A 25,342-nucleotide genomic window follows, 5' to 3' on the forward strand; every position below is an offset into this window, starting at 1 on the left:
AGCGCTCACCCGGCGCGGGTCGCCGACTCGGGCACGGACACCCGATCCTCGTCTTTCCGGCGCAGGACGCCGCGCAGACCGGGCAGGGTGAGCAGCGAGGCGAGGACGAGCAGGGCCGCCACGAGGTAGAGCGCCGCGTAGTTCTTGTCGCCCCCGGAGACGGGGTCCGCTCCTCCGATCATGACGAGGAACGGCGCCAGTGCGGGAGCGAGCGACTGCGGAAGGGTCTTCGCGACGTTGAAGATGCCGAGGAACTTGCCCTCCTCCCCGCGCGGCAGCGTGCGCATCGCGAGCGCGAGGTCGACCGCGTAGTAGGCGCCGAGGGCGAACCCGGCCAGCAGTGTGCTGACCCAGAACACCGAGGTGCTGTCGGTGAACGCCTTGAGGAGGAGAGACACGGCCATCAGCACCGCGGCTCCCACGATGAACGGGGTGTAGTTCCCGCGGCGGGAGGCGAGGTAGCCGCACGCGAATGCGGCCACGAAGTTCAGCGCCGCCCCCGCCAGGGTCGCCATCGACGTCAGCGACGCGGCCGCGGTCTGGTCCATGCCGAGCCGCACCATGAGGTAGAAGAGCCCGAACGTCGACACCACCGTGTACCCCAGCTGCATCGTCGCGCGCTGGATCCACACCAGGGTGAAGGTCTTCGCCTTCCCCGGGTGGAAGGCGAATGCGGCGAACACCTGTAGGAGCGACCCGTGCCGGCTCTCCGCTCGCTCGACGGGCGGATCCGGGAGCACCAGGCACAGGATGGTCACGGAGACGACGGCGAACACCGGCATCGCGAGGATCACGAGCGGCAGATGCGCGGCGAACAGGGTCGCCACGATCATCGCCGGCACCATGCCGAGGAAGCCGAAGGCCCCGAAGATCCCCGACGCCTGCGATCGCTGCTCCTCAGGCACCTGGTCGGCGAGGAGACCGGACAACGCGGCCAGCGTCGCGTTGTAGGCGGCCTGCGAGAGCACCCACCCGAGGACGAGGACGGGCAGGTTCGGGGCCGTTGCGAGGATCACCGCCGCCCCGAGGCCGCCGAGCGCGCCGCCGATCAGCCAGGGCCGCCGACGCCCGAACCGGCTGCGGGTGCGATCGGACAGATGCCCGAAGATCGGGTTGGCGAGCAGGGCCGCGAGCGCGCCCGACGCCGTGACCAGCCCCAGCGCCCCTTCCTTCTGCGTCTGCGGAACCAGCTCCAGGACCTTGAGCGACAGCGAGACGACCAGAGGGGTGACGAGAGCGCCGAGGGTGGCGAGCTCGATGAGCGCCAGCAGGTAGACGCGGAGCATCGGCACGCGCACGACGGGTGTTGTGCGGGCGGTGGGGGTGGCCATGGGGATCCTTCCTCAATCCTGTCCGGTCCCTCATTGGACCAGCCATTGCCATCGCGGGAGTAAAAACCTAGTGACGACTAAGTGAATTGAGCCGACGATATCCCTCGCCCCCATCACCCCGCAATCGTTCGCGGAAAATTCACTTAGTCATGACTAGGTTTATGGTCTACTGGGAGGCGCCGCACCGACCTCGAAGGAGCCCCATGGAGCCCTCCCCCACGCTCGCCCCCCGCACCGTCGATGCGCTCCTGGCCGCGATGACCCTGGAGGAGAAGGTCGGGAGCCTCCTCGTGGCGCGCGTCGTCACGGGCGCGGACGGATCGCTCTGGGAGGGCGCCGACGAGGAGTCGCCGTTCGGGTTCGTCCCGACGACGGAGCTCATCCGGGAGCGGCACGTCACGCACCTCACCCTGATGAACCCGGCCCCCGTCGAGGAGCTGGCCGCGTGGTCCGCCCGCATCCGTCGGACGGCCGCCGCGGCGCGGCTCGGCGTCCCGGTCTCCCTCGCCGCAGATCCCCTCCACGGGCGCACCCGCAACGCGCAGGTCGCCCAGAGCGGCGGAGGATTCACCACCCTGCCGGAGCCGATCGGCCTCGCCGCCACGCGCGATCCGGACCTGGTGCGGCGGACCGCGAAGATGATCGGCACCGAGCTGCGCGCCGCCGGCCTGCACATCGCCCTTCACCCCATGGCAGACCTGGCCACAGAACCGCGGTGGGCACGGGTCGCAGGCACCTTCGGCGAGGACCCCGCTCTCGCCGCCGAGATGGTCGCCGCCTACGTCGCCGGACTGCAGGAGGCGGGGATCGCCGCGACCGCGAAGCACTTCCCCGGTGGCGGCCCACAGGCGCGAGGGGAGGACGCGCACTTCGAGCGCGGCGCGCACACCGTCTATCCGGGCGGCCGGTTCGAGGACCACCTCGCGCCGTTCACCGCCGCGCTGCGCTCCGGCGTCGTGCGCGTCATGCCCGGGTACGCCGCACCGCTCGGGCTCGACTACGACGAGGTCGGCTTCGCCTTCGAGCGGCGGATCGTCACGGGGCTGCTGCGCGAGCGCCTGGGCTTCGACGGCGTCGTCGTGACGGACTTCAACATCGTGCACGGCATGCGCCTGCCCCGGCTCGGGCTCTCGTTCCCGGTCCGCGCGTGGGGCATGCTGCACGCCGATCCCGTCGAGCGGGTCGCGCGGCTCCTCGACGCGGGCGTCGACCAGTTCGGAGGCGAGGACGACCCCGCTCCCCTCCTGACCGCCGTCGAGCGCGGCCTCGTGACGGTGGGGCGACTGGACGAGTCCGTGCGCCGGGTGCTGCGCGAGAAGGACCGCCTCGGGCTCCTTCGCCCCGCGCCCGGGGTCGAGGACGTCGAACCCGAGCCGGTCCGCGAACGGATCGCGACCCCGGCTCATCGAGAGCTCGCACGGACGGTGCAGCGCGCCTCGCTGGTGGCCCTCCAGGGCGCACCCGTCCTGCTGAGCCACGACGTGCGTGTCTACGCGGAGGGCGTGGATCCGGGGATCCTCGCCCGCTTCGCGAGCCCGGTCGACGCCCCGGAGGACGCGGACCTCGCGATCCTGCGCCTCGCCGCGCCGTACGAGCCTCGTGAGGGGATGCTGGAACAGGGATTCCACGACGGCAGCCTGGAGTTCTCGTCCGAGGAGGTCTCCCGCATCGCCGCGATCGCCGCGACGATTCCGACGGTGATCGACGTGTTCCTGGAACGCCCGGCCGTGCTCACTCCGCTCGCCGCTCTCCCTGTCTCGCTGATCGGGTCCTTCGGCGTCGACGACGACGTCCTCCTGGAAGCCGTGTCCGGAGCGGCCCCGGTGACCGGGCGTCTGCCGTTCGACCTCCCCCGGTCGATGGCCGCCGTCGAGGCCTCGCGCGAGGACGTCCCGTTCGACACGGCCGATCCGCTCTTCCGATTCGGGGACGGCCTCGTATGGTCGTAGCGTGACCACCTCCGACACCGAGACCGACAAGCGCGTTGCACGCGGCGATGCCCGGCGCGCCGCGATCCTCGCAGCCGCCACCCGCGAGTTCGGCCGCAAGGGGTACGAGACCACGCGGATCGCCGACATCGCCCGGGCCGCCGGCGTGACCGACGCCGGGGTCCTCCACCACTTCACGACCAAGCAGGATCTCTTCATGGCGGTCGTCGAGCGCCGGGAAGAGGTGTACCACTCCGTGCGGCTCCCGGCGGCATCCGTCCGCGAGCTGTTCGACGACTTCATCGCCGCGGTCCGAGCCGCCGCCGACGAGCCCGATCTGCTGCGTTTCCGGGTGATGCTCACCGGCGCATCGCGGATCGAGGGGCACCCGGTGGAGGGCCGCGCACAGCGCACGCTCGAGGCGGCGCTCGACGCGCTCGTCCCTTTCGTCGCACGCCGGATCGAGGACGGCGAGATCGCCGAGGGCACGGATCCGCAGCAGGTCATCCTCGAGCTCCTCGCCCTCAACGAGGGCATCCGAGACCAGTGGTCGACCCTTCCGGACCGCATCGACTACGTCGGGACGTTCACCGCCGCGGTCGACGCGCTGTATGCGCGTGTCCGCGCCTGACCGGGGACCCGAGATGGATGCCCGACGCGTGCACGTGTCCGTCCGAGGGCACGTCCAGGGCGTGGGCTACCGCTACGCCACCCGCCACGCCGCCGAGGTTCGCGGAGTGTCCGGCTGGGTCCGCAACCGGCGAGACGGCACCGTCGAGGCGGCCCTCGAAGGATCCCCGACCGCCGTGGCATCGCTGCTCGCGTGGATGCGGCACGGCCCGCCGGGCGCCGCTGCCGACGACCTCGTCGCCGCCGAGGAGACGCCGATCGGCGTCAGGGGCTTCGAGATCCTCCGCACCGAGTGATCACTTTCGCGCGGCGCGGGGCGTTGCCGGATCAGGCAGACGCGCGGAATCAGGCTGCACTGCCGCGCGTTCGCCTGTTCTCGCGCGTTTGCCTGTTCTCGCGCAAGCGCCAGTTCTCGCACGTGGGGTGCGCGGACCCCGCGGGATCAGGCATACGCGCGGAATCAGGCGACACTGCCACGCGACTGCCTGTTCTCGCGCGTTCGCCTGATCTCGCACGAGCGCCAGTTCTCGCGCAAGGGGTGCGCGGACCCCGCGGGATCAGGCATACGCGCGGAATCAGGCTGCACTGCCACGCGAGAGCCTGTTCTCGCGCGTCTGCCTGTTCTCGCGCAAGCGCCCCTTCGCGCACGTGGTGCGGGATCGCGACGGCGTCCGTAGACGACGAAGGCCCCCACCGTCCGGTGGGGGCCTTCGTGCGAGCCGACGGGCTCAGGTCTTCGCTCAGATGGCGTTGACGTCCAGCGGGATGCCGGGGCCGAACGTGGTCGACACCGCACCCTTCTGGATGTAACGACCCTTCGAGCTGGACGGCTTGAGGCGGACGATCTCCTCGAGGGCCGCCTTCATGTTCTCGTCGAGCTGCTCGGCCGAGAAGGACGCCTTGCCCACGACGAAGTGCACGTTGGCGTGCTTGTCGACGCGGAACTCGATCTTTCCGCCCTTGATGTCCTCGACCGCCTTGGCCGGGTTCGGGGTCACCGTGCCGGTCTTCGGGTTCGGCATCAGGCCGCGGGGGCCGAGCACCTTGCCGAGACGGCCGACCTGGCCCATGAGCTCCGGGGTGGAGACGGCCGCGTCGAACGCGGTCCAGCCCCCGGCGACCTTCTCGATGAGCTCGGCGCCGCCGACCTCATCGGCGCCCGCAGCGATCGCCGCCTCGGCCGCGGGGCCGGTGGCGAAGACGATGACGCGGGCGGTCTTGCCGGTGCCGTGCGGGAGGATGACGGTGCCGCGCACCATCTGGTCCGCCTTGCGCGGGTCGACCGAGAGCTTCAGGGCGACCTCGACGGTCGAGTCGAACTTCGCCGAGCCGGTCTCCTTGGCGAGGGCGACGGCCTCGCTCGGGGTGTAGAAGCGGTCCGCCTCGATCTTCGCGGCGGCGTTGCGGTAAGCCTTGGACTTGGTAGCCATCGTTATCTCCCTCAGCCCTCGACCGTGATGCCCATGGAACGGGCGGTGCCGGCGATGATCTTCGACGCGGCGTCGATGTCGTTCGCGTTCAGGTCGGCCTGCTTCTGCTCGGCGATCTGACGGACCTGCTCGGCCGAGATCTTGCCGACCTTGACCGTGTGCGGCGTGGCCGAGCCCTTCTGGAGGCCTGCGGCCTTCTTGATGAGCTCCGCCGCCGGCGGGGTCTTCAGGACGAAGGTGAAGCTGCGGTCCTCGTAGACGGTGATCTCAACGGGGATGACGTTGCCGCGCTGCGACTCGGTCGCGGCGTTGTACGCCTTGCAGAACTCCATGATGTTGACGCCATGCTGACCGAGCGCGGGGCCGATCGGCGGCGCCGGGTTGGCGGCGCCGGCGTTGATCTGGAGCTTGATCAGGCCGGTCACCTTCTTCTTCGGTGCCATCGTGATTCCTTTCTCGAGCGGATGCCGTGCGGCACCCCTCTCCCGCCGATCCGGCATCTCCGGATCGCGGTGATGTCCGCGGGCGCGCCGGAACGCGCCGCAAACCACACAAGTCTACCTGATCCCGGACCGTTGGTTCGATCACGTCCGTCGGAGAGACGGAGGCACGAGCGCGGAAGCCGAAGCACCGTCACCCGAGGGGCGCCGGCTCGCCGTGCGCGGAATAGGTCGCGAGGATCTGCTCCCCCAGATCCCGCAACGCGGCGCGGACCTCGGCGGGCTCCACGACCTCCGCGACCCCGGTCCACCCGGCGAGCTGCTCGGCGAGCGCGGACACCCGGTGCGCGCTCACCTCCACGAGGCTGCGCCCGTCGGCATCGGGCTGCGCGTCCGGCACCCGCGCCTGAGCACCGAACCGATCCGTCAGCGCGCGAACGGCCCACGGCTGCACCCGGACCCACGCGCGCACGGCGCCGCGCAGCTGCTCGACGCGGTCGACCATGCGGGACCACTCCGCGTGCGCGTCGAAATCCGCGGGTCCCACACCGGCCGCGGACAGCACCTCCTGGGCGCGGATCCGATCGACCCGATAGGTGCGCAGCCGCTGGATGTCGGCGATCTCCGTCCCCTCCGCCGTCGGCGCGCCGAGGAGATACCACCGGGCGCCGCGACTGCCGACGACGAGCGGGACGAGGACGATCTCGCGCTCTCCGTACGAGCCGGCGTAGGTCACGCGAGCCTGCCGACGACGCGCGATCGCGCGCTGCAGCTCGGCCACGGCTCTCGCCTCGGACGCGTCCGCCGCCTCGCCCCACGGCAGATCCCGCACGGTGGCATCCGCCACCCGCCGGGCCCCCTCTCGGAACGGCGCGGGCGCAGCCTGCACGAGCTTGCGCACCGCTGCGATCCGCTCCGGCTCCGCAGCCCCGCCCTGCGTGAGACCGATCAACAACGACGTCACCTCGCTCTCGGTGAGACCGGTCAGATCCGTGCGCGCCCCGCCGATCAGCCGCCAACCGCCTCCGCGTCCGCGGCTCGGGTAGATCGGGACGCCGGCCATCGCGAGCGCCTCGAGATCGCGCCGGGCCGTCGGCACGGAGACCTCCAGTTCGGCCGCCAGCTCCGCGGCTGTGATCCGCTCCCTCCCCTGCAGGAGCAACAGGGCCTGGATCAGGCGGTCCGCGCGCATCTCAGACTTTCCTTCGACGAGGTCTTTGAAGTGATCAGAAGGTGATCACTTCACCCCTGAGCATAGAAGGAACAGCACCAACGCCGTGAAGGAGAAATCATGTTCCGTGGACTCGCCAACCTGAACCTCGTCGCCGACGACATGGTCGCCGCCGTGGAGTGGTACAGCGCCGTGTTCGACTCGGCGCCGTACTTCGTACGGCCCGAGCAGGGGCCTGCACAGTACGCCGAGTGGCGCTTCGGCGACGACGAGGACGAGTTCGCCCTCATGGATGCCCGCTTCCGTCCCGTGCTCTCCCAGCCCGGCGGCGCGCTGGTGAGCATGCACGTCGATGACATCCAGGCGAGCTTCGAGCGCCTGATCGCCCTCGGCGCCCGCCCGTTCGACCCCGTCACCCAGCGCGGAGAGGGCTGGTGGTCGGCGTCTGTCAGCGACCCTTTCGGCAACCTGATCGGGCTCATCCAGAGCCCGCACTGGGCTGGGCAGCACGCCTGACACGGTTCGGCCGGCACGGATGCACGACCAGGGACAGACGCCCGGCCGGATGCGGGGATCGCCCGTGCGTTCCGTCGTGCATCAGCGCCCGAAACGCGGAACGGCCGCCCCGAGGGGCGGCCGTTCTCGTGAAGCAGGTGTCAGACCATCTTGGTGACCTGATCGAACGACAGCTCGACCGGGGTCTCGCGCTCGAACAGCGAGACGAGCACGGTGAGCTTGCCGCTCTCCGGCTTGATCTCGGAGATCGAACCGGGAAGGCCCGCGAACGAACCCTCCTTGATGGTGATGGTCTCGCCGATCTCGAAGTCGACCTCCGCCGCGAGCGGGCGGGCGACGGCCGTGCCGCCCTTGGCCGCGACGGCCTTGGCGGTGGGGACGTCCTTGACCTCGACGAGCGACTTCAGCATGTTGAAGGCCTCTTCGAAGCGCAGCGGCGTGGGGTTGTGGGCGTTGCCCACGAAGCCGGTGACGCCGGGCGTGTGGCGGACGACCGACCAGGTGTCCTCGTTGAGCTCCATCCGCACGAGCACGTAGCCGGGGATCCGGACGCGCGTGACCATCTTGCGCTGCCCGTTCTTGATCTCGACGACGTCCTCCATCGGGACCTCGATCTGGTAGATGTCGTCCTCGACCTCGAGCGTCGACTTGCGCTGCTCGATGTTGGCCTTCACCTTGCGCTCGAACCCGGCGTAGGAGTGGATGACGTACCACTTGCCGGGGAGCATCCGCAGGTCGGCGCGGAAGGCCTCGTAGGGGTCCTCCTCGTCGGCGTCGTCGGCCGCCTCGTCCTCCCCGTTCACGTCGGGGCCGTCGTAGGGCGTGACCTCCTCGGCCGCGGCGGCCTCGCGGTCCGCGGCCTCCTCGGCCGTGGCGTCGTTGAGGACCTCAGCGGCGGCCTCGGACTCCGCCGCCTCGTCCAGGTTGAGAGCGTCGTTCACGATCGCGTCCGCCTCCGGGTCTTCGATGTCGATGTCTTCGTCCGTGTCGTCCTCGTCCGCCTCGTCGCCCTCGATGTGCAGGGCCACGTGCTCGGCGGGGGTGACGGAGCGCTCCTGCTCGGAGAGCGTCTCGCCCTCCTGCGCCTCGTCCTCCTCGCTCGACTGCTCAGCGGCGGTCGCCCAGTCGGCGTCGTCGGGGAATCGTTCAGACACTTGATTTCTTTCGGTCAGGTGGGGCGTCAGGACTCGACCCGTGGGATCACGCAGGGACGCCGAAGACTTGCGCCGTCAGCCACGAGAACACCATGTCGAGGCCGTAGACCAGCCCCATCATCACCAGGACGAACGCCAGGACGACCAGCGTGTACTTGACCAGCTCCTTGCGCGTCGGGGTGACGACCTTGCGGAGCTCGGCGATCACCTGGCGGAAGAACAGCGCGATACGACCGAAGAAGCCCAGCTTCTTCTCGCGGCCCGCGCCGCCGTTCGCTGCGGAGACCACAGCGCCCGATGCGTCCTGAACCATCCTGAATGTACCTTTCGTGTGCCAGCTTCGCGCTGACGCGCAGGGCGGACAGGAATCGAACCTGCAACCTGCGGTTTTGGAGACCGCTGCTCTGCCAATTGAGCTACCGCCCTAGAGACCCGGGGGTCTCTGCCCGCGTTCCCCGTCGGTCCCGGTCAGACCGGGGCACGGCGAAAGAATGCAGACAACAACTGCGGATCCAGTGTACGGCATGCCGGAGGCCCCCGCCGAACCGGGGCCGGTCCCGGGCGAGGCGCGGCGACGGCGACGCCGTTCCTGTGAGCGGGAGGGCCCCTGGTTGTTAGGCTCGGCACGCGGCCCGGACACCGAGCGAGGGCCGCAGGGAGGGAGCGCGGTGGGCGCCGAGATTCAGCAGTTCCAGGTGGATCTGCGCGGGGTCGTGGACCTGCTCAGTCGGCACATCTACTCCGGTCCGCGGGTGTACCTCCGGGAGCTGCTGCAGAACGCCCGCGATGCGGTGACCGCTCGCGCCGAGGTCGACGGCGGCGGAGGACGGATCCGGATCCGCCCGCTCACCGACGCCACCGGCGAGTTCGTCCTCACCGACGACGGCGTGGGCCTCACGTCCGCCGAGGTCGCGGACCTGCTCGCCACCGTGGGCCGCAGCTCCAAGCGCGACATCTTCGACCTGCCCCGCTCGGACTACCTCGGGCAGTTCGGGATCGGTCTGCTGAGCTGCTTCATGGTCGCCGACGCCATCGTGATCCGCTCCCGCAGCGCGCGCGGCGGCGCCCCCGTGGAGTGGACCGGGAACGCCGACGGCACCTTCCACGTCCGTGAGCTGGACGAGGATCTGCCCATCGGCACCAGCGTCCACCTCGCGCCGCGCTTCGGCCAGGCCGACCTGCTGCGCGCCGACGCGGTCCGTGACCTCGCGCGCACCTTCGCCGAGTTCCTGCCCGTGTCCGTGCAGCTGGAGCTGCCGGACGGCGGTGTCGCCGATCTCACCCATCCCGCCCCGTTCCTCTCCCTGCGCGAGGATCCCGAGTCGGCCGCGGCCTACGGCCGGGAGCTGCTCGGGGCGACGCCCCTCGACCTCATCGAGCTGGACGAGCCCGCCACCGGCACGCGCGGCGTCGCGTACGTCCTCCCCTTCGCCCCTCCTCCCGGCGCGCGCCAGGCCACCCGCATGTATCTGGGCCGGATGCTCCTGTCCGAGCGCGCCGACGACGTCCTTCCGGACTGGGCCTTCTTCGTCCGCGCCGTCGTCGACTCCACGGGCTTGTCGCCGACCGCCAGCCGCGAGTCGCTCGTCGAGGACGCCGCGTTGGAGCACGTGCGCGAGCACCTGGGCGCGGCGATCCGTCGATGGGTGCTGGAGCTCGGGCTGCGGGAGCCACACCGCCTGGCGCAGTTCGTCGCGGTGCACGAGGTCGGGCTGAAGTCGTTGATCCGCCACGACGAGGAGCTGGCGCGCTTCATCACGCGGTGGCTCACCGTGGAGACCACGCACGGCACGATGAGCGTCGGCGACCTGGTCGAGCGGCATCCGCACATCCGCTACGCCGAGACCGTGGACGAGTTCCGCCAGGTGGCGGGGATCAGTCGCGCCGACCAGATCCTGGTCAACGGCGGCTACCTGTACGACGCCGACCTCGTCCGGCGGCTGACGGATCTGTACCCGTCGGTCACGGTGGAGAAGGTCGACGTCGTGGGCGAGCTGGACCGCCTCGATCCGCCGCCGCTCGACGACCGTGCCTCCGCCGTCGCCCTGGAGGACCGCGCGGGCGCCGTGCTCGCCGGGATCGGCTGCGCCGTGGTGGTGCGCACGATCGGCCAGTCCGAGCTTCCCGCGCTGTACGTCGCCGACCCCGCGGTCCTGCGGCGGATGGATCGCACCCGGACGAAGGGCGTGACCGGGACGCTGTGGGGCGGCGTGCTGGACCGCATCGACGACGCGGTCGCGCCGGGCACGGACGACGATCTCGCCGCGCGCCTCTGCCTGAACTGGTCCAACCGCGTGGTCAGGGCGCTGCGCGGCGTGACCGACGACGCCGTGTTCGCCCGGACCGTCCAGCTGTTGTACATCCAGGCGCTGCTGGCCGGTCATCGCCCCCTCTCCGACGCCGACCGCTCCCTCATGACCGGGGCGCTCGCCGACCTCGTGGCGCTCTCCGCGGGGCTCGGCGCGGAGCATCCGCCCCTGCCGGAGCTGTGACCGCCGCGCTGTCAACGCGTGTCGACACGCTCCGCTCGCTCAACGACCGAAAGCAGCCTCAGGAGGAACCATGCCTGGCCCCAAGAACCGTCTCATCGAGCTGTTCGACGAGATCGACCGCACCCCGTGGGGTCCGCATGAGCAGGCCCTGACGGCCGAGGCGGTGGCGCTGGCCGTCGAGATCGGCGACGAGGAGCTGGAGTACCGGGCACGGATGCGCCAGACCGCGTCGGCGAACATGGGCGGGATCACCGATCTCATGCTGACCTCGTTCGCCTGGTGCCTCGCGCACCACGACGCCGACCCCGTCCGCTTCCCCGCCGACATCGAGAACGGCGCGGCGGATCTCATGTGGCAGTTCAAGTGGATGGCGTCGTCGCTGCGCTCCTCCCCCGCCTTCGCCGCCGACCAGATCGCCGCGGTCCTGGACGACATGGAGGCGCACTACCGCACGGCCGGGCTGGGCATGAGCGGCGTGCTCATGGCCCGGTTCGAGGACGCGTGGGCCTCCGGCCGGATCGACGAGGCCGAGCGCCTGCGCGTCCGGCTCGAGGCGACGCCGCGCGATTCGCACAGCCACTGCGACGCCTGCGGACGCAGCCAGATCGCGGGCTTCTTCGCGGAGACCGGGCGTGAGGACGAGGCCCTGCGCCTCGTCGACGAGATGGTCGAGGGCGGCTTCTCCTGCGGCGAGGAGCCCGAGCACGCCCTGTCGGTGTCCCTCGTCCCCGCTCTGCACGAGGGCCGCCACGACGACGCCAAGGCCGCTCATCTGCGGAGCTACCGGATGTCCAAGGACAACCCGGATCTGCTCTCGACGATCGCCAACAACATCGTCTTCTGCGCGGTGACCGGCAACGAGGCCCGCGCGCTGAGCCTGGTCGAGCGGCACCTGCCGTGGCTGGCCCACGACCCGCTCGCCGTCCGCGCCCACGTCCGGATGCTTCAGGCGGTCGGCACGACCCTCGACCGCGTGGTCGCCGCCGGTCACGGCGATACCCCGGTGCGCGGCGCGGACGCCGCCGAGCTCGTCCCGTTCTTCGGCGAGCGCGACGGTGGCCGCGGACCATGGACGGCCGCCGAACTCGCGGGAGCCGCGTGGGCGGCCGCGGAGCGGATCGGACGTCGATTCGACGAGCGCGACGGGACGGACGGGCAGGCCCGACGGCTCGAGGCGGCCCGCGCGCTCGCGACGGAGAGCTTCGACGTCCCGATCCGCTCGGACGCGTTCGTGACGCCGCCCGCGGATCAGGCGCCCGCCGACCCGGACGGCTGGTACCGCCGCGTGGTCGACCTCTCGGCGTTCGGCGCGGCGCACGAGGCCCTCGAAGCCCTGCCGCACGTGATCGACGCCGTCGACGCGGAACGCCGCGCCGTGCTCACCGGCCAGCGCCTGGCCGCCCTCGTGCACCTCGGCCGCGACGAGGAGGCGGCGGCCCTGCTGGAGGATCGCGTGCGGACCCTTCGCGAAGCCGGGGAGACCTCCCAGGCGGACGTGGAGGAGCGCTTCGGCCTGGCGCTGTTCGGGCGTGCCTCCGACGAGGACCTGGACGGGCTCACGCAACTGCTCGCGTCGTCCGCGGACCTCTCCCCGCGCACCCGGGGCGACATCGCCCTGACCCTGGCCCACCATCGCGACGAGACCGACCCGGCCGCGGCCATGGACCTCGTGGAGCAGGCCGCGCGCCACTTCGACGCCGCACAGGACACGCGCCTCGGGTACGGCGCCGTGCTCGCCGCGATCGGTCTCCTCGTGCGCAACGACGACGCGGAGGCGGCCTTGGTGCACGCCGAGCGCCTGCTGGAGGACCCGGAGACGCCGCAGGGCGTCCGCGCCCGGGCGCTGGAGGTGCGGGCCCGCATCCGCGGCGGTCGCGGGGAGTTCGCCGCCGGCGCCGCCGACGCCGACGAGGTCAGCCGGATCGTGGCGGGTCTCGGCGGACGCCGGGCCCTGGCCAACGCGCAGTTCCTCGCCGGGGCGCTGTGGGAGGACGCCGGAGAGCCGGAGCAGGCCCTCGCCCGCTATCGGGTGACGGCCCGGTTCGCGGAGCAGGAGGGCGGCGACGTCGCCGGCGCGAAGTACCGCGTCGGACGGACCATGCTGGCCATCGGCGACGCCGCGGAGGCGGCGGAGGTGTTCGGGGACGTGCTGGCGATCGAGGAGGAGCAGGACGAGCCGGCGGGGAGCCGGGCGATGACCGTGTCGATGCTGGCACGGGCGCTGCGCGCCGCGGAGGAGTTCGGCCCGGCGTACGGAGCGTTCGGTCATGCCGCCCAGCTGTTCGGCGAGGCGGAGGCGCCCGCCGACCAGGCGATGGCGATGCTGGAGCAGGCACGGATTCTCGGTCAGTTCGGCGAGCAGGACGACGCGGTCGAGCTGCTCGAGTCCGCCGCGGAGATCGTCCGCACCGCGCCGGATGCCCTCGGCGCCGTCGTCGAGGTGCTGCACAACCTGGGGCAGGCCTACGGCGCGAAGCAGGATGCCCGCGCCTTCGCCCTGTTCGACGAGGTGGAGCGGCTCGCGGCCGAGAACGACGCCGACTGGCTCGTGGCGGACGTGACCGACTCCCGCGCCCGTGCTCTCGCGCCGCTGGGCCGCATCGACGAGGCCGTCTCGGCGGCCCTGACCGCCTCGGACGGCTACGCCGCCGCGGGTGACGTGCAGTCCGCCGGCGGCGCCGCGCTGATGGCGGCGCGCATCCTCGCCGGCGACGGCCGCGCGGAGGACGCGGTGGCGGCCTACCGCGCCGCCGTCGAGCACGCGACCGAGATCCCTCCCCTGCGCCAGATCGCCGCGCTCGAGCTCGGCGATGTCCTGCAGGGGCTGGGACGCGCCGGGGAGGCGGCCGAGGCCCGCGCGCTCGCCGAGGACTGAGTCGGCCCGATCCCGGCGACGGGAGCCGGCCGGGGTACCGCTAGCATCGGCGCGGGGAAAGGACGACGATGCCACACGCCGAAGACGCCGTCGACTGGGACCGGCCGCCGACCGGCCTGGACACGATCGCCGCCGAGCTGCGCGGGATGCGGGAGGCCGCGGGTTCCCCGTCCTACGAGGAGATCGGCCGCCGCGTCGTCGAGCTCCAGGCGGCGCGCGGGGTGCCGGAGCATCGACGCCAAGGCCTGGCGAAGACCACGGTGTGGGCGTCGTTCCAGCAGGGACGACGCCGGCTCGACGCCGCGGCCGTCGCCGACATCGCCGCCGTGCTCGGCCTCCCCGAGCATCTGCGCGAGCCGTGGGCGCAGCGGGTGCGTCTGGCCCGCTCGGCCACCGACGGCGCCGCGGTCGCCGTGGTGCGCCACGAGCCGCCCGCCCCGGTCCCCTCCTTCACCGGACGCCAGGACGCCCTCGCCCGGGCCGCCGCGGCCCTCGCGGTCCCGACCCGGCTCTGGCTCACCGGCATGGGAGGAGCGGGCAAGACCCAGCTCGCCCTGAGGACGCTGGCGGATCTCCGGGCCGAAGCGGTGTTCCTGGACCTGCGCGGAAAGGGCGCGGGCGCGCTGCCCGTCGATCCCGACGCCGCGCAGCGCGCCGTCCTCCGCCAGCTCGACACCGACGAGACGACGGCCAGGACGCCGCAGGAGCGTGCGACGCTCATCCGCCACACCCTCGCCAGCCGCCGCGCCGTCCTGCTGCTGGACGACGCCTCCGGGGTCGAGCAGGTCGACCGCATCGTCGGGCAGGACCCCGCGTGCGCGGTGCTGGTCACCAGCCGGGCGCGCCCCGGCGGCTCGCCGTGGACGGTCATCGACGTCGACGGACTGGACGCGCAGGAGACGGCGGCGCTGCTGGAGACGCTCTCCGCCGGATCCGTCGTCGACGGGTCCGAGGCCGAGCGCCTCATCGAGGCCACCGGCGGCCTGCCCCTGGCGGTGGCCCTCGTCGGCGCCCGCCTGGCGACGCATCCCACGTGGACCCTCGCCGAGCACATCGACCTGATGGCCGAGCGCGTGGCGACGGCGCGCGTGGACGACGACATCCGCGCCTCCCTGGCCCTGTCGTACACCGCTCTCGGCGCCGACGCCACCCTGCTGCTCCGGGCCTTCGCCGACCTCCCCGTCGCCGAGCTGGACGCCGACGCGGCGGCCGCGGTCCTCGACGGGGACCGGGACCGCGCTCGGAAGGCGATCGCCGAGCTCGTCGACGCGAGCGTCGCCGTCCGCCGTGACGACCGGCACATCGGGCTGCACGCGCTCGTGCGCGCCTTCGGTCGCGAGCGCGCGGAGGAGACGGATCCCCCGCGGCTGCGCTCGGCGACGTTCGAGCGCGTGGCGCGGACGGCCGCCGAGCGGACCTGGGCCGCCTACGCGACCCTGGCGCGGGCGACGGGCGATCGCGCCCGCAGCACCGCGTTCGTCTACCCCGAGCAGGACTGGAGCGAGGACGAGGCCCGGGCGTGGCTCCGCCGTGAGCTGCCGTCCCTGCTCGCGCTCGCCCATGCCGCGCCCGACCGCGGACACCCCGAGCTGCTGTTCCGGCTCTCCGAGGGGCTCAGCTGGTGGATGACCGTCGCCGGATACGTGAGCGAGGCGGTGCGGCTGCATGAGGCGGCGATGGACACGGCGATCCTCGTGGGCGACGACCTCGCCGCGGGGAAGGCGAGCGGCGACGCGGGCCAGCTCCTGCTGTTCGGCGACGACCTGGACACCGCGCAGGAGTACTTCGACCGCGCCATGTCGTTCGCCGACGAGTCCTCCTCGCACCCTGATCCCCGGTTCGTCGGGCTCCTGCTCAACCAGTCCGCGATGATCGACCGACGACAGGGCCGACCCGAGGTGGCGAAGGAGAAGCTGGAGCGGGCGACGCGGATCCACGAGGAACTGGACGACAAGGTCGTCCTGACCGTGGACCTGCTGAACCTGAGCATCACCCTGCACACCCTGGGCCTGTTCGACGAGGAGGAGGCGGTCATCGCGCGAGGGCTGCGGATCGCCGAGGAGATCGGGCATCGCCTCTTCGAGGCGAACCTCCGGGTGAACCAGAGCACCATGCTGATCCGCCAGGGCCTCGTGGACCAGGCCGTCGAGACGACGCGGATCGCCAAGAGTCTGGGCGAGGAGCTGGAGTACGAGCACATCCTGGTGTACGCCGACTCCCACCTGGGCGTCGCGCTCGGCACGCGCGGAGACCTCGACGAGGCCGTGGAGGTCCTGGAGGCCTCCCTGGAGCGCGCCCGGGCCATGGCGCAGGCGATGATCACAGCGGACACGCTGATCATCGCGGCCCCCTGGATCGCGCGGGCCGGCGACGCGGACCGGGCCCGCGACATGCTCCGCGAGGCGGAGGAGCTCCTGCCCTTCACCGAGCACATGCTCCACGGGCAGATCCTCCATGAGCGCTCGAAGCTCGCCGACGACGCCGGAGACCGCGACGCCCTGCGCCGCGCCGCCGTGGAGCGATTCGACCAGGCCGGCTGCTACCTCGCCGATGAGGTGCGCACCGAGCTCGCCGCCGGATAGCGCGGCTCAGCCCATCGGAGGCGGCTCGCCGCCTCCGATGGGCTGACCGCCGCGGCCCGGGTCAGAACAGCTGGCGCCAGTTCGCCTTGGCGAGGTCGAGCAGCTCGTCCCCGCGCCCGGACAGGACCGTGCGGATGGCGTACAGCGCGAACCCCTTGACCTGCTCCGCGGTCACCGCGGGCGGCATCGAGAGCTCCTGGCGCTCGGTGACGACGTCGAGCAGCGCCGGACCGTCGTGCGCGAGGACCTCCCGCAGGGCGTCCTCGAGCTCGTCGGAGCGCTCGACGCGTCGGGCGAAGATCCCGCAGGCCTGCGCGACCGCGGCGAAGTCCGGGTTGTGCAGGTCCGTCCCGTAGGTCACGAAGCCGGCCGCCTTCATCTCCAGCTCGACGAAGTTGAGCGACGAGTTGTTCACGACGATCGTCTTCACCGGAAGGGCGTTCTGGGTGAGCGTGATGAGCTCGCCCAGCATCATGGTCAGGCCGCCGTCCCCGGCCAGCGCCACGACCTGTCGATCCGGGTGCGTTGCCTGCGCACCGATGCCGTGCAGCAGCGCGTTCGCCATGGATCCATGGTTGAAGGACCCGATCAGGCGCCGCTTCCCGTTCATGCTCAGGTAGCGCGCCGCCCACACCGTCGGCGAGCCGACGTCCGCGGTGAAGACCGCATCCTCGGCGGCCGCCTCGTCGAGCAGCCGGGCCAGGTACTGCGGGTGGATCGGCGCCTTGCCCCGCGACGGCACCGCCAGCTCGTCGAGCTTCGCGCGGGTCTTCCGGTAGTGGGCGGTGGCGTCGTCCAGGTGCGCGCGGCTCCGGTCCGCCCGCAGCCGGGGAAGAAGCGCCTCCGCCGTCGCCCCGACGTCGCCGACCAGTCCGAGATCGAGCGGATGCCGGCGACCGAGCTGCGCGCCGCGGATGTCGACCTGGATGGTCGTCGCATCCGCCGGGTAGAACTGCGGATACGGGAAGTCGGACCCGAGCACGAGCAGCGCGTCGGCGCCCTCCATCGCCCGATAGCCGGACGCGAAGCCCAGCAGGCCGGTCATGCCGACGTCGTGGGGGTTGTCGTACTCGATGAACTCCTTGCCCCGGAGCGCGTGGACGACGGGCGCTGCCAGCCTATCGGCGAGGGCGACGACGGCGTCGTGGGATCCCTGCACTCCGGCGCCGGCGAGGATGGTCACGCGCTTGGCGGCGTTCAGAAGGGTCGCCGCACGCTCCAGTTCGTCCGCGGAGGGGGCGACGACCGGGCGCGCGCGCTCGATCACGGTCACCCGGTCGTCCTCGGCCTCGGCCAGGGCGATGTCCCCCGGGATGACGAGCACCGCGACGCCGCGCTCCTCGATCGCGGTGCGCATCGCGATCTCCAGCAGGCGCGGCATCTGGGCCGGGTCCGAGACGTACTCGACGTAGACGCTGGACTCCCGGAACAGCTCCTGCGGGTGGGTCTCCTGGAAGTAGGTGGTCCCGATCTCGCTCGTCGGGATGTGGGCGGCGATCGCGAGCACCGGGACCCGCGACCGGTTGGCGTCGTAGAGGCCGTTGATGAGGTGGAGGTTGCCGGGGCCGCAGGACCCCGCGACGACGGCGAGGTCTCCGGTCAGCGCGGCCTCCGCGGCTGCGGCGAACGCCGCGGACTCCTCGTGGCGCACGTGGACCCAGCGGATGGTGCCGTCCTTGCGCAGCGCGTCGGTGAACCCGTTGAGGGAGTCCCCGGGGATGCCGTACACGCGGGTGACGCCGTTCGCGCGGAGGGACTGGACGATGTTCTCGGCGACGTTGGTCATACCCCGACGCTACTCCGGGCGAGCGACCGCAGGGCCCGTCTCCCGAGGTTCCGCCGCGTCGGATCAGGCATCCGCGCGCAATCAGGCGCGTATCGTGCAAAGCTGCCTGATCCCGCGCGATCGCCTGTACCGCCGTGGCGGAGTAGGAGCGCGAGCGGAGCAGGAACGCGCCGGGAACGCGAGCGGGCCGCCCTCCCGAGGGGAGGACGGCCCGCAGCTCTCGGCGTCAGGCGACGCGGATGAGCTTCTTGTTCACGAACTCGTCCGCCGCGAGCAGACCCAGCTCCCGCGAGGTGCCGCTGCGCTTCACCCCGCCGAACGGCAGCTCGGGGCTGTCGGCGAGGACGACGTTGACGTAGACCATCCCGGCCTCGATCGCGTCCGCCACGCGCTCGGCCTGCGCCGGATCGGTCGTGAAGACGTACGACCCCAGCCCGAACGACGTGTCGTTGGCGAGCGCGACGGCGGCCTGCTCGTCGGCCACCCGGTAGACGACGGCCGCGGGTCCGAACAGCTCTTCGCGGTAGACGTCCATCTCAGGAGTCACGTCGGCCAGCACGGTCGGGGCGAAGAAGGCGCCGTCCCGCGTTCCGCCGGTGAGCAGCGTCGCGCCCTGGGCGACGGCCGTGTCGATCTGCTCCTGCAGCCGCTCCGCCGCCGCCAGCGACGACAGCGGCCCGAGCACGGTGTCCTCCTGCGTGGGGTCCTCGGCGGACACCGCCGAGAGCGCCGCCACGAACTTCTCCGTGAACGCGTCGTACAGGGTGTCCGTCACGATGAACCGCTTGGCGCCGTTGCACGACTGGCCGTTGTTGTCCAGGCGCGCGTCCACCGCGGACTGCACGGCGGCGTCCAGGTCGTCCGTGGACAGCAGGATGAACGGGTCCGACCCGCCCAGCTCCAGCGCCACCTTCTTCAGGTTGCGGCCGGCGACCTCGGCCACCGCCGCTCCCGCGCGCTCGGATCCGGTGACCGAGACGCCGTGCACGCGCGGGTCGGCGATGATGGTCGCCGCCTGCTCGTTCGTGGCGTACACGTTCACGTACCCGCCGTCGGGAAGCCCGGCGTCGGCGTAGATCCGCTCCAGCGCCGCCGAGGACTCGGGGCACTGCGGCGCGTGCTTGAGGATGATCGTGTTGCCGATCGCGAGATTCGGCGCGGCGAAGCGGGCCACCTGGTACGCCGGGAAGTTCCACGGCATGATGCCCAGGAGCGCGCCCAGCGGCGCACGGCGGACCACCGCGGTGCCCTCGCCGAGGATGTCCAGCGGCTGGTCGGCGGTGATCCGGTCGATGTTGTCCGCGTAGAACTCGATGATGTCGGCGGCGAAGTCCACCTCGCCGACCGCCGCGGCGACGGGCTTGCCCATCTCACGCACGATGATCCCGGCGAGCTCGTCGCGGCGTTCGCGGTGCAGCTCGGCGATCCGGCGGATCACGGCGGCGCGCTCGGACGGGGGCGTCGTGCCCCAGACCGTGGCCGCCGCGGCGGCGCGGGCGACGGCGTCCTCGATCTGCGCGTCGGTGGCGGTCGGATAGGTGGCCAGGGTCTCGCCCGTGGCCGGGTTCACGACGGCGTAGTCGGTCATGTCGGTTCCTCTCAGTCGACCGGGATGAGCGTGTACTTGGTGGACAGGAACTCGTGGATGCCCTCGAACCCGCCCTCGCGGCCGATCCCGGACTGCTTGACTCCGCCGAACGGGGCGGCGGCGTTGGAGACGACCCCCACGTTCAGCCCCATCATGCCCGTCTCGAGCGCGTCGATCATCCGGTGACCGCGCTGCAGGTCCTCGGTGAACACGTAGGAGACGAGCCCGTACTCGGTGTCGTTGGCCAGGCGCACGGCTTCGGCCTCGTCGCGGAAGGTGGCGATCGCCAGCACCGGGCCGAAGATCTCCTCCTTCAGGATGGCGCTGCCGGCCACCACGTCGGTGAGGACCGTCGGGGCGTAGAACGTGCCCTCCCCCTCGATCGCCGTGCCGCCGGCGAGCAGCCGCGCGCCGCGGTCGACGGCGTCGCCGACGAGCTCGGCCGCCTTGTCCACGGCATCGGAGTCGATCAGCGGGCCGATGGTCACGCCCTCCTCGGTGCCGCGGCCGACCTTCATCGCCTGCACGCGCTCGGTCACCCGGCGGGCGAACTCCTCGGCGACGTCCGCGTGGACGATGAAGCGGTTGGCCGCCGTGCAGGCCTGGCCGATGTTGCGGAACTTCGCCGCCAGTGCGCCCTCCACGGCCTTGTCGAGGTCGGCGTCCTCGAACACGACGAACGGCGCGTTGCCGCCGAGCTCCATCGAGACGCGCAGCACGCCCTGGGCCGCCTGCTCGATGAGGCGCTGGCCGACCGGGGTCGAACCGGTGAAGGAGAGCTTGCGCAGGCGCGGGTCGGCGATGATCGGCCCGGACAACGCCCCTGACCGGGACGTCTGCACGACGTTGACCACGCCCTTGGGCAGCCCCGCCTCCTCCAGCAGCGTGGTGAAGAAGATCGTGGTGAGCGGCGTCAGCGCCGGGGGCTTGATGACCACCGTGCAGCCGGCGGCGAGCGCCGGGGCGATCTTCCGCGTCGCCATCGCGAAGGGGAAGTTCCACGGCGTGATGAAGAACGACGGTCCGACGGGACGCTGCGAGACGACCATGCGGCCCGTGCCCTCGGGGTTCAGGCCATAACGGCCGGAGATGCGCACGGCCTCCTCGCTGAACCAGCGGAGGAACTCGCCGCCGTAGGCGACCTCGCCGCGGGCCTCCGCGAGGGGTTTGCCCATCTCGAGGGTCATCAGCAGCGCCAGGTCCTCCTTGTGGGCCTGGACGAGGTCGAAGGCGCGGCGCAGGATGTCGCTGCGGGTGCGGGGCGGGGTCGCCGCCCAGGCGTCCTGCGCGGCGACGGCGGCGTCGAGGGCGCGGATGCCGTCCTCGGGAGTCGCGTCCGCGATCGAGCGGATCACGGCTCCGGTGGACGGGTCGTGCACGTCGAAGGTGCGCTCGGTCTGCACCCACTCGCCGCCGATGAAGAGGCCGGTGGGGACGCGGTCGAGCAGCTCCTGCTCGACCGGTGCGATCTGCGTGGTCATGGATTCTCCTCCGTGGGTGGCGGGTCGGTGCCGGCGTGCCGGCGGAACGGGGTCAGCGGCGGGGTCGGCGGGCGCTCAGCGGAGCGTCCGTGCCGAGGGTCTCCCCCCGGAAGAACGCCGGTCGGCGGACGGCCTGCCAGACCATCACGACGATGCCGAGCAGGATCACGGTGACACCGAGGACGAACACGAGCCCGAGGCCTCCGATGCTCGAGCCGCTGCCGTAGTCGGGGCTCATCGAGTCGATCAGGGTCGTGACGAACAGCACGGCCAGGATCACGCCGCCGACGAGCGGGAACAGGAAGGTGAAGAAGACGTTGCGCGCGGAGTCGAACCACTGCTTGCGGAAGTACCAGACGCACGCGAACGCGGTGATGCCGTAGTAGAAGCAGATCATCATTCCCAGCGCCGTGATCGTGTCCCACAGCACGTCCTCGCTGAGGAAGCGCATCACCGCGTAGAAGGCGCTGGCGACGATCGCCGAGACGATCGTCGCGTATCCCGGCGTGAAGAAGCGCGGGCTCACCTTCGAGAACGTCGACGGCAACGCGCCGTAATGGCCCATCGCCAGCAGCGTCCGTGCGGGCGAGACGAACGTCGACTGCAGGGACGACGCGGAGCTGGTGAGCACCGCGAGGGAGACCAGGAACGCCAGCGGGCCGAGGATCGGGCCGGACAGGTGGAAGAACACGTTCTCCTGGATGTCCTCGTTGCCCAGGCCCAGCGCGCCGGTGCCGACGCCGGAGAACATGATCATCGCGACGGCGAGCAGCAGGTACAGCGCGACGATCGTGAGGACGGTCACGGTCGCCGCCCGACCGGGCGTGCGCTCCGGGTCCTTCGTCTCCTCGTTCATCGTCAGGGTGACGTCCCAGCCCCAGAAGATGAAGATCGACAGCGACAGTCCCGCCGCGAAGGCGCTGAACGACGACACCGCGAACGGGTTGAACCACTGCCAGTCGAACGGGGTCGGATCGAACGCGTCGCCGGAGGCCCCCTTGACGATCGCGGCGATCGCGAAGAACAGCAGGACCAGGATCTGGAACCCGACGAGGAAGTACTGCAGCTTCTGGGTGGTCTGCATGTCGCGGTAGGAGATCACCGTGGCGCCGAGCATGAAGAGCAGGCACACGAGGATGTTGATCCACGTGACGCCGGCGAGGTCCGCGATCGCCGCGTTGCCCGTCACCTGCGCGATGAGCAGGAACAGGAACTCCACCGCGATGCCGGCGAGATTCGACAGCACGAGGATGGTGGCGGCGATCAGCCCCCACCCGGCCATCCAGCCGATCCACGGGCCGAAGGCCCGCGAGGCCCAGGTGAACGAGGTGCCGGAGTCGGGCATCCGCCGGTTGAGCTCGCGGTACCCGAATGCGACGAGGAGCATCGGGAGGAAGCCGACGAGGATGATCGCCGGCACCTGCAGCCCGACCACGGACGCGGTCGGGCCGACGGCGGCGGTGAAGGTGTAGGCCGGCGCGACGCAGGAGATGCCGATGACGACGGCGCCGATCAGGCCCACCGTCCCGGCGCTGAGCCCCTTGCGGGAGATCCCGCCGGTCACCCCGGACTCGGGCTCCGTCGCCCCGGGGCCGGGCTCCGTCGCCCGTGTGGTGTCGATCATGCGGGGTCTCCTCCGAGGGGGTGGCCCGCGGCTCGGGTGCGCGGGACGACGATCATCGGGACCGGCAGCACGTGCAGCATCTTCGCCGCAGTGGAGCCGAGGAACAGACGCCGGGGCTGGGCGAGCCGGCTGGATCCGACCAGCACGACCTCGCCGGGCTGCCAGTCGAGGTGGGCGACGGCGTCCTCGACGCTGTCGCCGGGCGCGCGCTCGACCTCGGCCGAGACGCCGGCGGGCAGGGCGGCCCGCGCGGCGGAGAGGACGTCCTCTCCGTGCTCGTCCCCGGCGATGCGGATGGCTCCGGTGTCGAGCCCCGGGGGCACGTCGAAGGGCATGAGCGAGATCAGTCGCAGCGACGCGCCGGCGGCGCCCGCGAGACCCACTGCCTCATCGAGCAGCACGTCGGCGCCGGGCCGGGTGCCGAGGGCGGCGGTCACGCGGGTCAGCGCGGTGGCGGGGTCGGCCGCGCCGCCGGCGGGGACCAGTGCGACCGGAAGGGTCGACGAGTGCAGCAGCTCGGAGGCGACGCTGCCGAGCCGGTGGCGGCCCAGCAGTCCCCCGCCGGCGGCGCCGACGACGATCATCCGCGCGCCGAACTCCTCGCCCGCCGCGACCAGCCCCTCCGCGAACGACTCGCCGAAGCGGACGTGGGCGCTGCGGGGCACGTCCTGCGGAAGGGTGCGCAGCGCCTCGTCCAGCCAGGTCCGCGCCTGGCCCCGGATCACGTCCTCGTAGGCGCGGTCCGGCGCGACGGCGGCGCTGCGCGTGCCGTCGCGGGGAAGGACGATCACCAGGTGCAGCCGCGTGCCCAGGGCGCGCGCGAGACGCGCCCCGAACACTGCGGCGTCGGAGCCGGCATCGGTCGCCGTGTAGCCGACGACGATGCCGGCGCTCATGCCCGGCTCGCTTCCAGGATCTCGCGCGCGGCCCGCCGTCCCATCCGGATCGCCCCGTCCACGTGCTGGAAGCCCGCTCCGGCCATGTCGCTGCATGCGAAGTGGATCGGGCCGACGGGCGCGGGCAGATCCGCCCCGTAGCGGTGCAGCCCGCCGAGGTCGAAGCTGGCGGCGTAGGCCCCGCGGGTCCACTCCTCCGAGCCCCAGTCGCTCTCGTAGTAGACGACCGGGTTCTTGGCCTCGGGGCCGTAGTAGTGCGACAGCGACTCGAGGATGCGCCCCTTGCGCTCCTCGGCGGTGAGCGAGAAGAGGTCGTCGGCGTTGTGGTCGGACACGAAGCCGACCAGCGTTCCGCGCTCGTCGCCGTGGTTGGTGTTGTCGTACGCCTCGTGCGACAGCTCGTACGGGCTGAAGGCGGTGCCGCTGAGTCCCTGCTCGCGCCAGAACGGCCGGTCGTACACCGCGTGCACCTTGATGACGAAGCCCATCGACAGGTGCTGGTGGAGCTGGTGCTGGCGGCGGGGCAGGGCCGGGACGAAGGAGATCCGGCTGTAGAGCACCGGCGCGTGCGCGAGGATCGCGTACCGCGCGCGGACCGTCACCTCGTCGGTCACGGCGGTCACGCCGCTCTCGCCCCATTCGAGCGTGCGCACCGGCTGGTTCAGCAGCACGTCGTCGCCGAGCCGCTCGGCGAGCAGCAGCGGGACCTGCTGGAGCCCGCCGACGACGCGCTTGTCGAGGATGAAGTCGGCGTCCACGAGGTGCGAGTAGGACCCGGCCGAGGCGGCCATGTGCAGCGACTGCAGGAGGGAGAAGGAGTGCGTCGGCTTGGTGAGCATCGCCGAGCCGGTCGCGAAGGCGAGGTTGCGGACGGCCTCGTCGTCGTCGGTCTGCGCGCGGAGCCACGCGTCCCAGGAGATCGCGTCCCATTCGGCCGCCTTCTCGTGGGCCCACGGGCGCTCGGGGTCGATCTCGGCGACCATGGCGTCGAGGCGCTCGGTGATCTCGGCGATCACACGCTCCGTCTCGGCCGAGACGGGGAACATCTCGCCGGTGAAGCGCTTGGCGACGCCGTCCGGGCCGACGTAGACGCTGTCGCCCTCGCGGTAGCGGCTGAAGGTCTCCAGCCCCAGATCGGCGATCGTCTCGATCAGCGCGTCCTGGTCCGGCGAGACCCACTGGCCGCCGATCTCCAGCATGGCGCCCTCGATGACGTCCGTCCACAGTCGCCCGCCGACGCGGTCGCGCGCCTCCAGCACGGCGACGGACAGACCCGCCTTGCGCAGCTCGTTCGCCGCGGTCAGCCCTGCGGCTCCCGCGCCGACGATGACGACGTCGCGGCTGATCTCCTGGGTGGTCGGTGACACCGTGGTCATGGGTACTCCTTCGTCGGCGGGGATGGACGGTCCGCAGCGCGG

Annotated in this window: 19 protein-coding genes and 1 tRNA gene; 7 read left to right on the forward strand and 13 right to left on the reverse strand. The window is 71.8% G+C overall.

Features of this window, described 5'->3' with window-relative positions; all coding sequences use genetic code 11:
* Nucleotides 1–5: 5 nt before the first annotated feature.
* Nucleotides 6–1,331 (reverse strand): MFS transporter, encoded by a 1,326-nt coding sequence (locus K8F61_RS09030; protein ID WP_231821409.1) that lies wholly within the window; start codon nucleotides 1,329–1,331, stop codon nucleotides 6–8.
* Between the two features lie 203 nt (nucleotides 1,332–1,534).
* Here K8F61_RS09030 and K8F61_RS09035 point away from each other — a divergent pair, with 203 nt between their 5' ends.
* Genes K8F61_RS09035 through K8F61_RS09045 form a run of 3 tightly spaced genes read left to right on the forward strand, consistent with a single transcriptional unit; the run spans nucleotide 1,535 to nucleotide 4,185 of the window.
* Nucleotides 1,535–3,280 carry a glycoside hydrolase family 3 protein gene (locus tag K8F61_RS09035; protein WP_231821410.1) on the forward strand — a complete coding sequence of 582 codons (1,746 nt, stop codon included), beginning with the start codon at nucleotides 1,535–1,537 and terminating at the stop codon, nucleotides 3,278–3,280.
* A 1-nt stretch (nucleotide 3,281) separates the two neighbouring features.
* Complete coding sequence (locus K8F61_RS09040) at nucleotides 3,282–3,890, forward strand: TetR/AcrR family transcriptional regulator (RefSeq protein WP_231821411.1); 609 nt, start codon at nucleotides 3,282–3,284, stop codon at nucleotides 3,888–3,890.
* 13 nt (nucleotides 3,891–3,903) lie between these two features.
* The gene (locus tag K8F61_RS09045) at nucleotides 3,904–4,185 is read left to right on the forward strand and encodes an acylphosphatase (protein ID WP_231821412.1); all 282 of its coding nucleotides are present in this window, start codon (nucleotides 3,904–3,906) and stop codon (nucleotides 4,183–4,185) included.
* A 444-nt stretch (nucleotides 4,186–4,629) separates the two neighbouring features.
* Here K8F61_RS09045 and rplA read toward each other — a convergent pair whose 3' ends face one another.
* The 3 genes from rplA to K8F61_RS09060 all read right to left on the reverse strand — a co-directional run bounded on the left by rplA (nucleotide 4,630) and on the right by K8F61_RS09060 (nucleotide 6,951).
* Entirely contained in the window at nucleotides 4,630–5,319 is a 690-nt protein-coding gene (gene rplA / locus K8F61_RS09050) for a 50S ribosomal protein L1 (RefSeq protein WP_067243844.1), read from the reverse strand.
* An 11-nt stretch (nucleotides 5,320–5,330) separates the two neighbouring features.
* Nucleotides 5,331–5,762, reverse strand: a complete 432-nt coding sequence (gene rplK, locus K8F61_RS09055; protein ID WP_067243847.1) for a 50S ribosomal protein L11 — start codon at nucleotides 5,760–5,762, stop codon at nucleotides 5,331–5,333.
* A 190-nt stretch (nucleotides 5,763–5,952) separates the two neighbouring features.
* A complete protein-coding gene (locus K8F61_RS09060) occupies nucleotides 5,953–6,951 on the reverse strand; it encodes a helix-turn-helix transcriptional regulator (protein WP_231821413.1) in 999 nt (332 codons plus the stop codon).
* Between the two features lie 99 nt (nucleotides 6,952–7,050).
* On the opposite strand from K8F61_RS09060, the gene K8F61_RS09065 reads away from it, so the two are divergent.
* The gene (locus tag K8F61_RS09065; protein WP_231821414.1) at nucleotides 7,051–7,446 is read left to right on the forward strand and encodes a VOC family protein; all 396 of its coding nucleotides are present in this window, start codon (nucleotides 7,051–7,053) and stop codon (nucleotides 7,444–7,446) included.
* 140 nt (nucleotides 7,447–7,586) lie between these two features.
* Here K8F61_RS09065 and nusG read toward each other — a convergent pair whose 3' ends face one another.
* The 3 genes from nusG to K8F61_RS09080 all read right to left on the reverse strand — a co-directional run bounded on the left by nusG (nucleotide 7,587) and on the right by K8F61_RS09080 (nucleotide 9,026).
* The gene (gene nusG, locus K8F61_RS09070) at nucleotides 7,587–8,600 is read right to left on the reverse strand and encodes a transcription termination/antitermination protein NusG (protein WP_231821415.1); all 1,014 of its coding nucleotides are present in this window, start codon (nucleotides 8,598–8,600) and stop codon (nucleotides 7,587–7,589) included.
* Nucleotides 8,601–8,646: 46 nt separating this feature from the next.
* Nucleotides 8,647–8,913 (reverse strand): preprotein translocase subunit SecE, encoded by a 267-nt coding sequence (gene secE / locus K8F61_RS09075; RefSeq protein ID WP_067243855.1) that lies wholly within the window; start codon nucleotides 8,911–8,913, stop codon nucleotides 8,647–8,649.
* 40 nt (nucleotides 8,914–8,953) lie between these two features.
* Nucleotides 8,954–9,026: transfer RNA gene (locus K8F61_RS09080), tRNA-Trp, on the reverse strand.
* A 242-nt stretch (nucleotides 9,027–9,268) separates the two neighbouring features.
* On the opposite strand from K8F61_RS09080, the gene K8F61_RS09085 reads away from it, so the two are divergent.
* From K8F61_RS09085 to K8F61_RS09095, 3 genes are all read left to right on the forward strand, one after another.
* Nucleotides 9,269–11,092 (forward strand): HSP90 family protein, encoded by a 1,824-nt coding sequence (locus K8F61_RS09085; RefSeq protein WP_231821416.1) that lies wholly within the window; start codon nucleotides 9,269–9,271, stop codon nucleotides 11,090–11,092.
* 70 nt (nucleotides 11,093–11,162) lie between these two features.
* Complete coding sequence (locus tag K8F61_RS09090) at nucleotides 11,163–13,967, forward strand: hypothetical protein (RefSeq protein WP_231821417.1); 2,805 nt, start codon at nucleotides 11,163–11,165, stop codon at nucleotides 13,965–13,967.
* A 68-nt stretch (nucleotides 13,968–14,035) separates the two neighbouring features.
* The gene (locus tag K8F61_RS09095; protein WP_231821418.1) at nucleotides 14,036–16,549 is read left to right on the forward strand and encodes an NB-ARC domain-containing protein; all 2,514 of its coding nucleotides are present in this window, start codon (nucleotides 14,036–14,038) and stop codon (nucleotides 16,547–16,549) included.
* Nucleotides 16,550–16,610: 61 nt separating this feature from the next.
* On the opposite strand, the gene poxB is transcribed toward K8F61_RS09095, so the two are convergent.
* The 6 genes from poxB to K8F61_RS09125 form a co-directional block, all read right to left on the reverse strand.
* Entirely contained in the window at nucleotides 16,611–18,335 is a 1,725-nt protein-coding gene (gene poxB, locus K8F61_RS09100) for a ubiquinone-dependent pyruvate dehydrogenase (protein WP_231821419.1), read from the reverse strand.
* 226 nt (nucleotides 18,336–18,561) lie between these two features.
* A complete protein-coding gene (locus K8F61_RS09105; RefSeq protein ID WP_231821420.1) occupies nucleotides 18,562–19,923 on the reverse strand; it encodes an NAD-dependent succinate-semialdehyde dehydrogenase in 1,362 nt (453 codons plus the stop codon).
* An 11-nt stretch (nucleotides 19,924–19,934) separates the two neighbouring features.
* A complete protein-coding gene (locus tag K8F61_RS09110; RefSeq protein WP_067243876.1) occupies nucleotides 19,935–21,404 on the reverse strand; it encodes an NAD-dependent succinate-semialdehyde dehydrogenase in 1,470 nt (489 codons plus the stop codon).
* A 52-nt stretch (nucleotides 21,405–21,456) separates the two neighbouring features.
* Entirely contained in the window at nucleotides 21,457–23,028 is a 1,572-nt protein-coding gene (locus K8F61_RS09115) for an APC family permease (protein WP_231821421.1), read from the reverse strand.
* A complete protein-coding gene (locus K8F61_RS09120; RefSeq protein ID WP_231821422.1) occupies nucleotides 23,025–23,924 on the reverse strand; it encodes a universal stress protein in 900 nt (299 codons plus the stop codon). The genes K8F61_RS09115 and K8F61_RS09120 overlap by 4 nt, the downstream gene beginning before the upstream one ends.
* The gene (locus K8F61_RS09125) at nucleotides 23,921–25,300 is read right to left on the reverse strand and encodes a flavin monoamine oxidase family protein (RefSeq protein ID WP_231821423.1); all 1,380 of its coding nucleotides are present in this window, start codon (nucleotides 25,298–25,300) and stop codon (nucleotides 23,921–23,923) included. The genes K8F61_RS09120 and K8F61_RS09125 overlap by 4 nt, the downstream gene beginning before the upstream one ends.
* Between the last annotated feature and the right edge of the window lie 42 nt (nucleotides 25,301–25,342).

The sequence above is a fragment of the Microbacterium resistens genome, assembly GCF_021172025.1.
Classification (GTDB): Bacteria; Actinomycetota; Actinomycetes; order Actinomycetales; family Microbacteriaceae; genus Microbacterium; species Microbacterium resistens.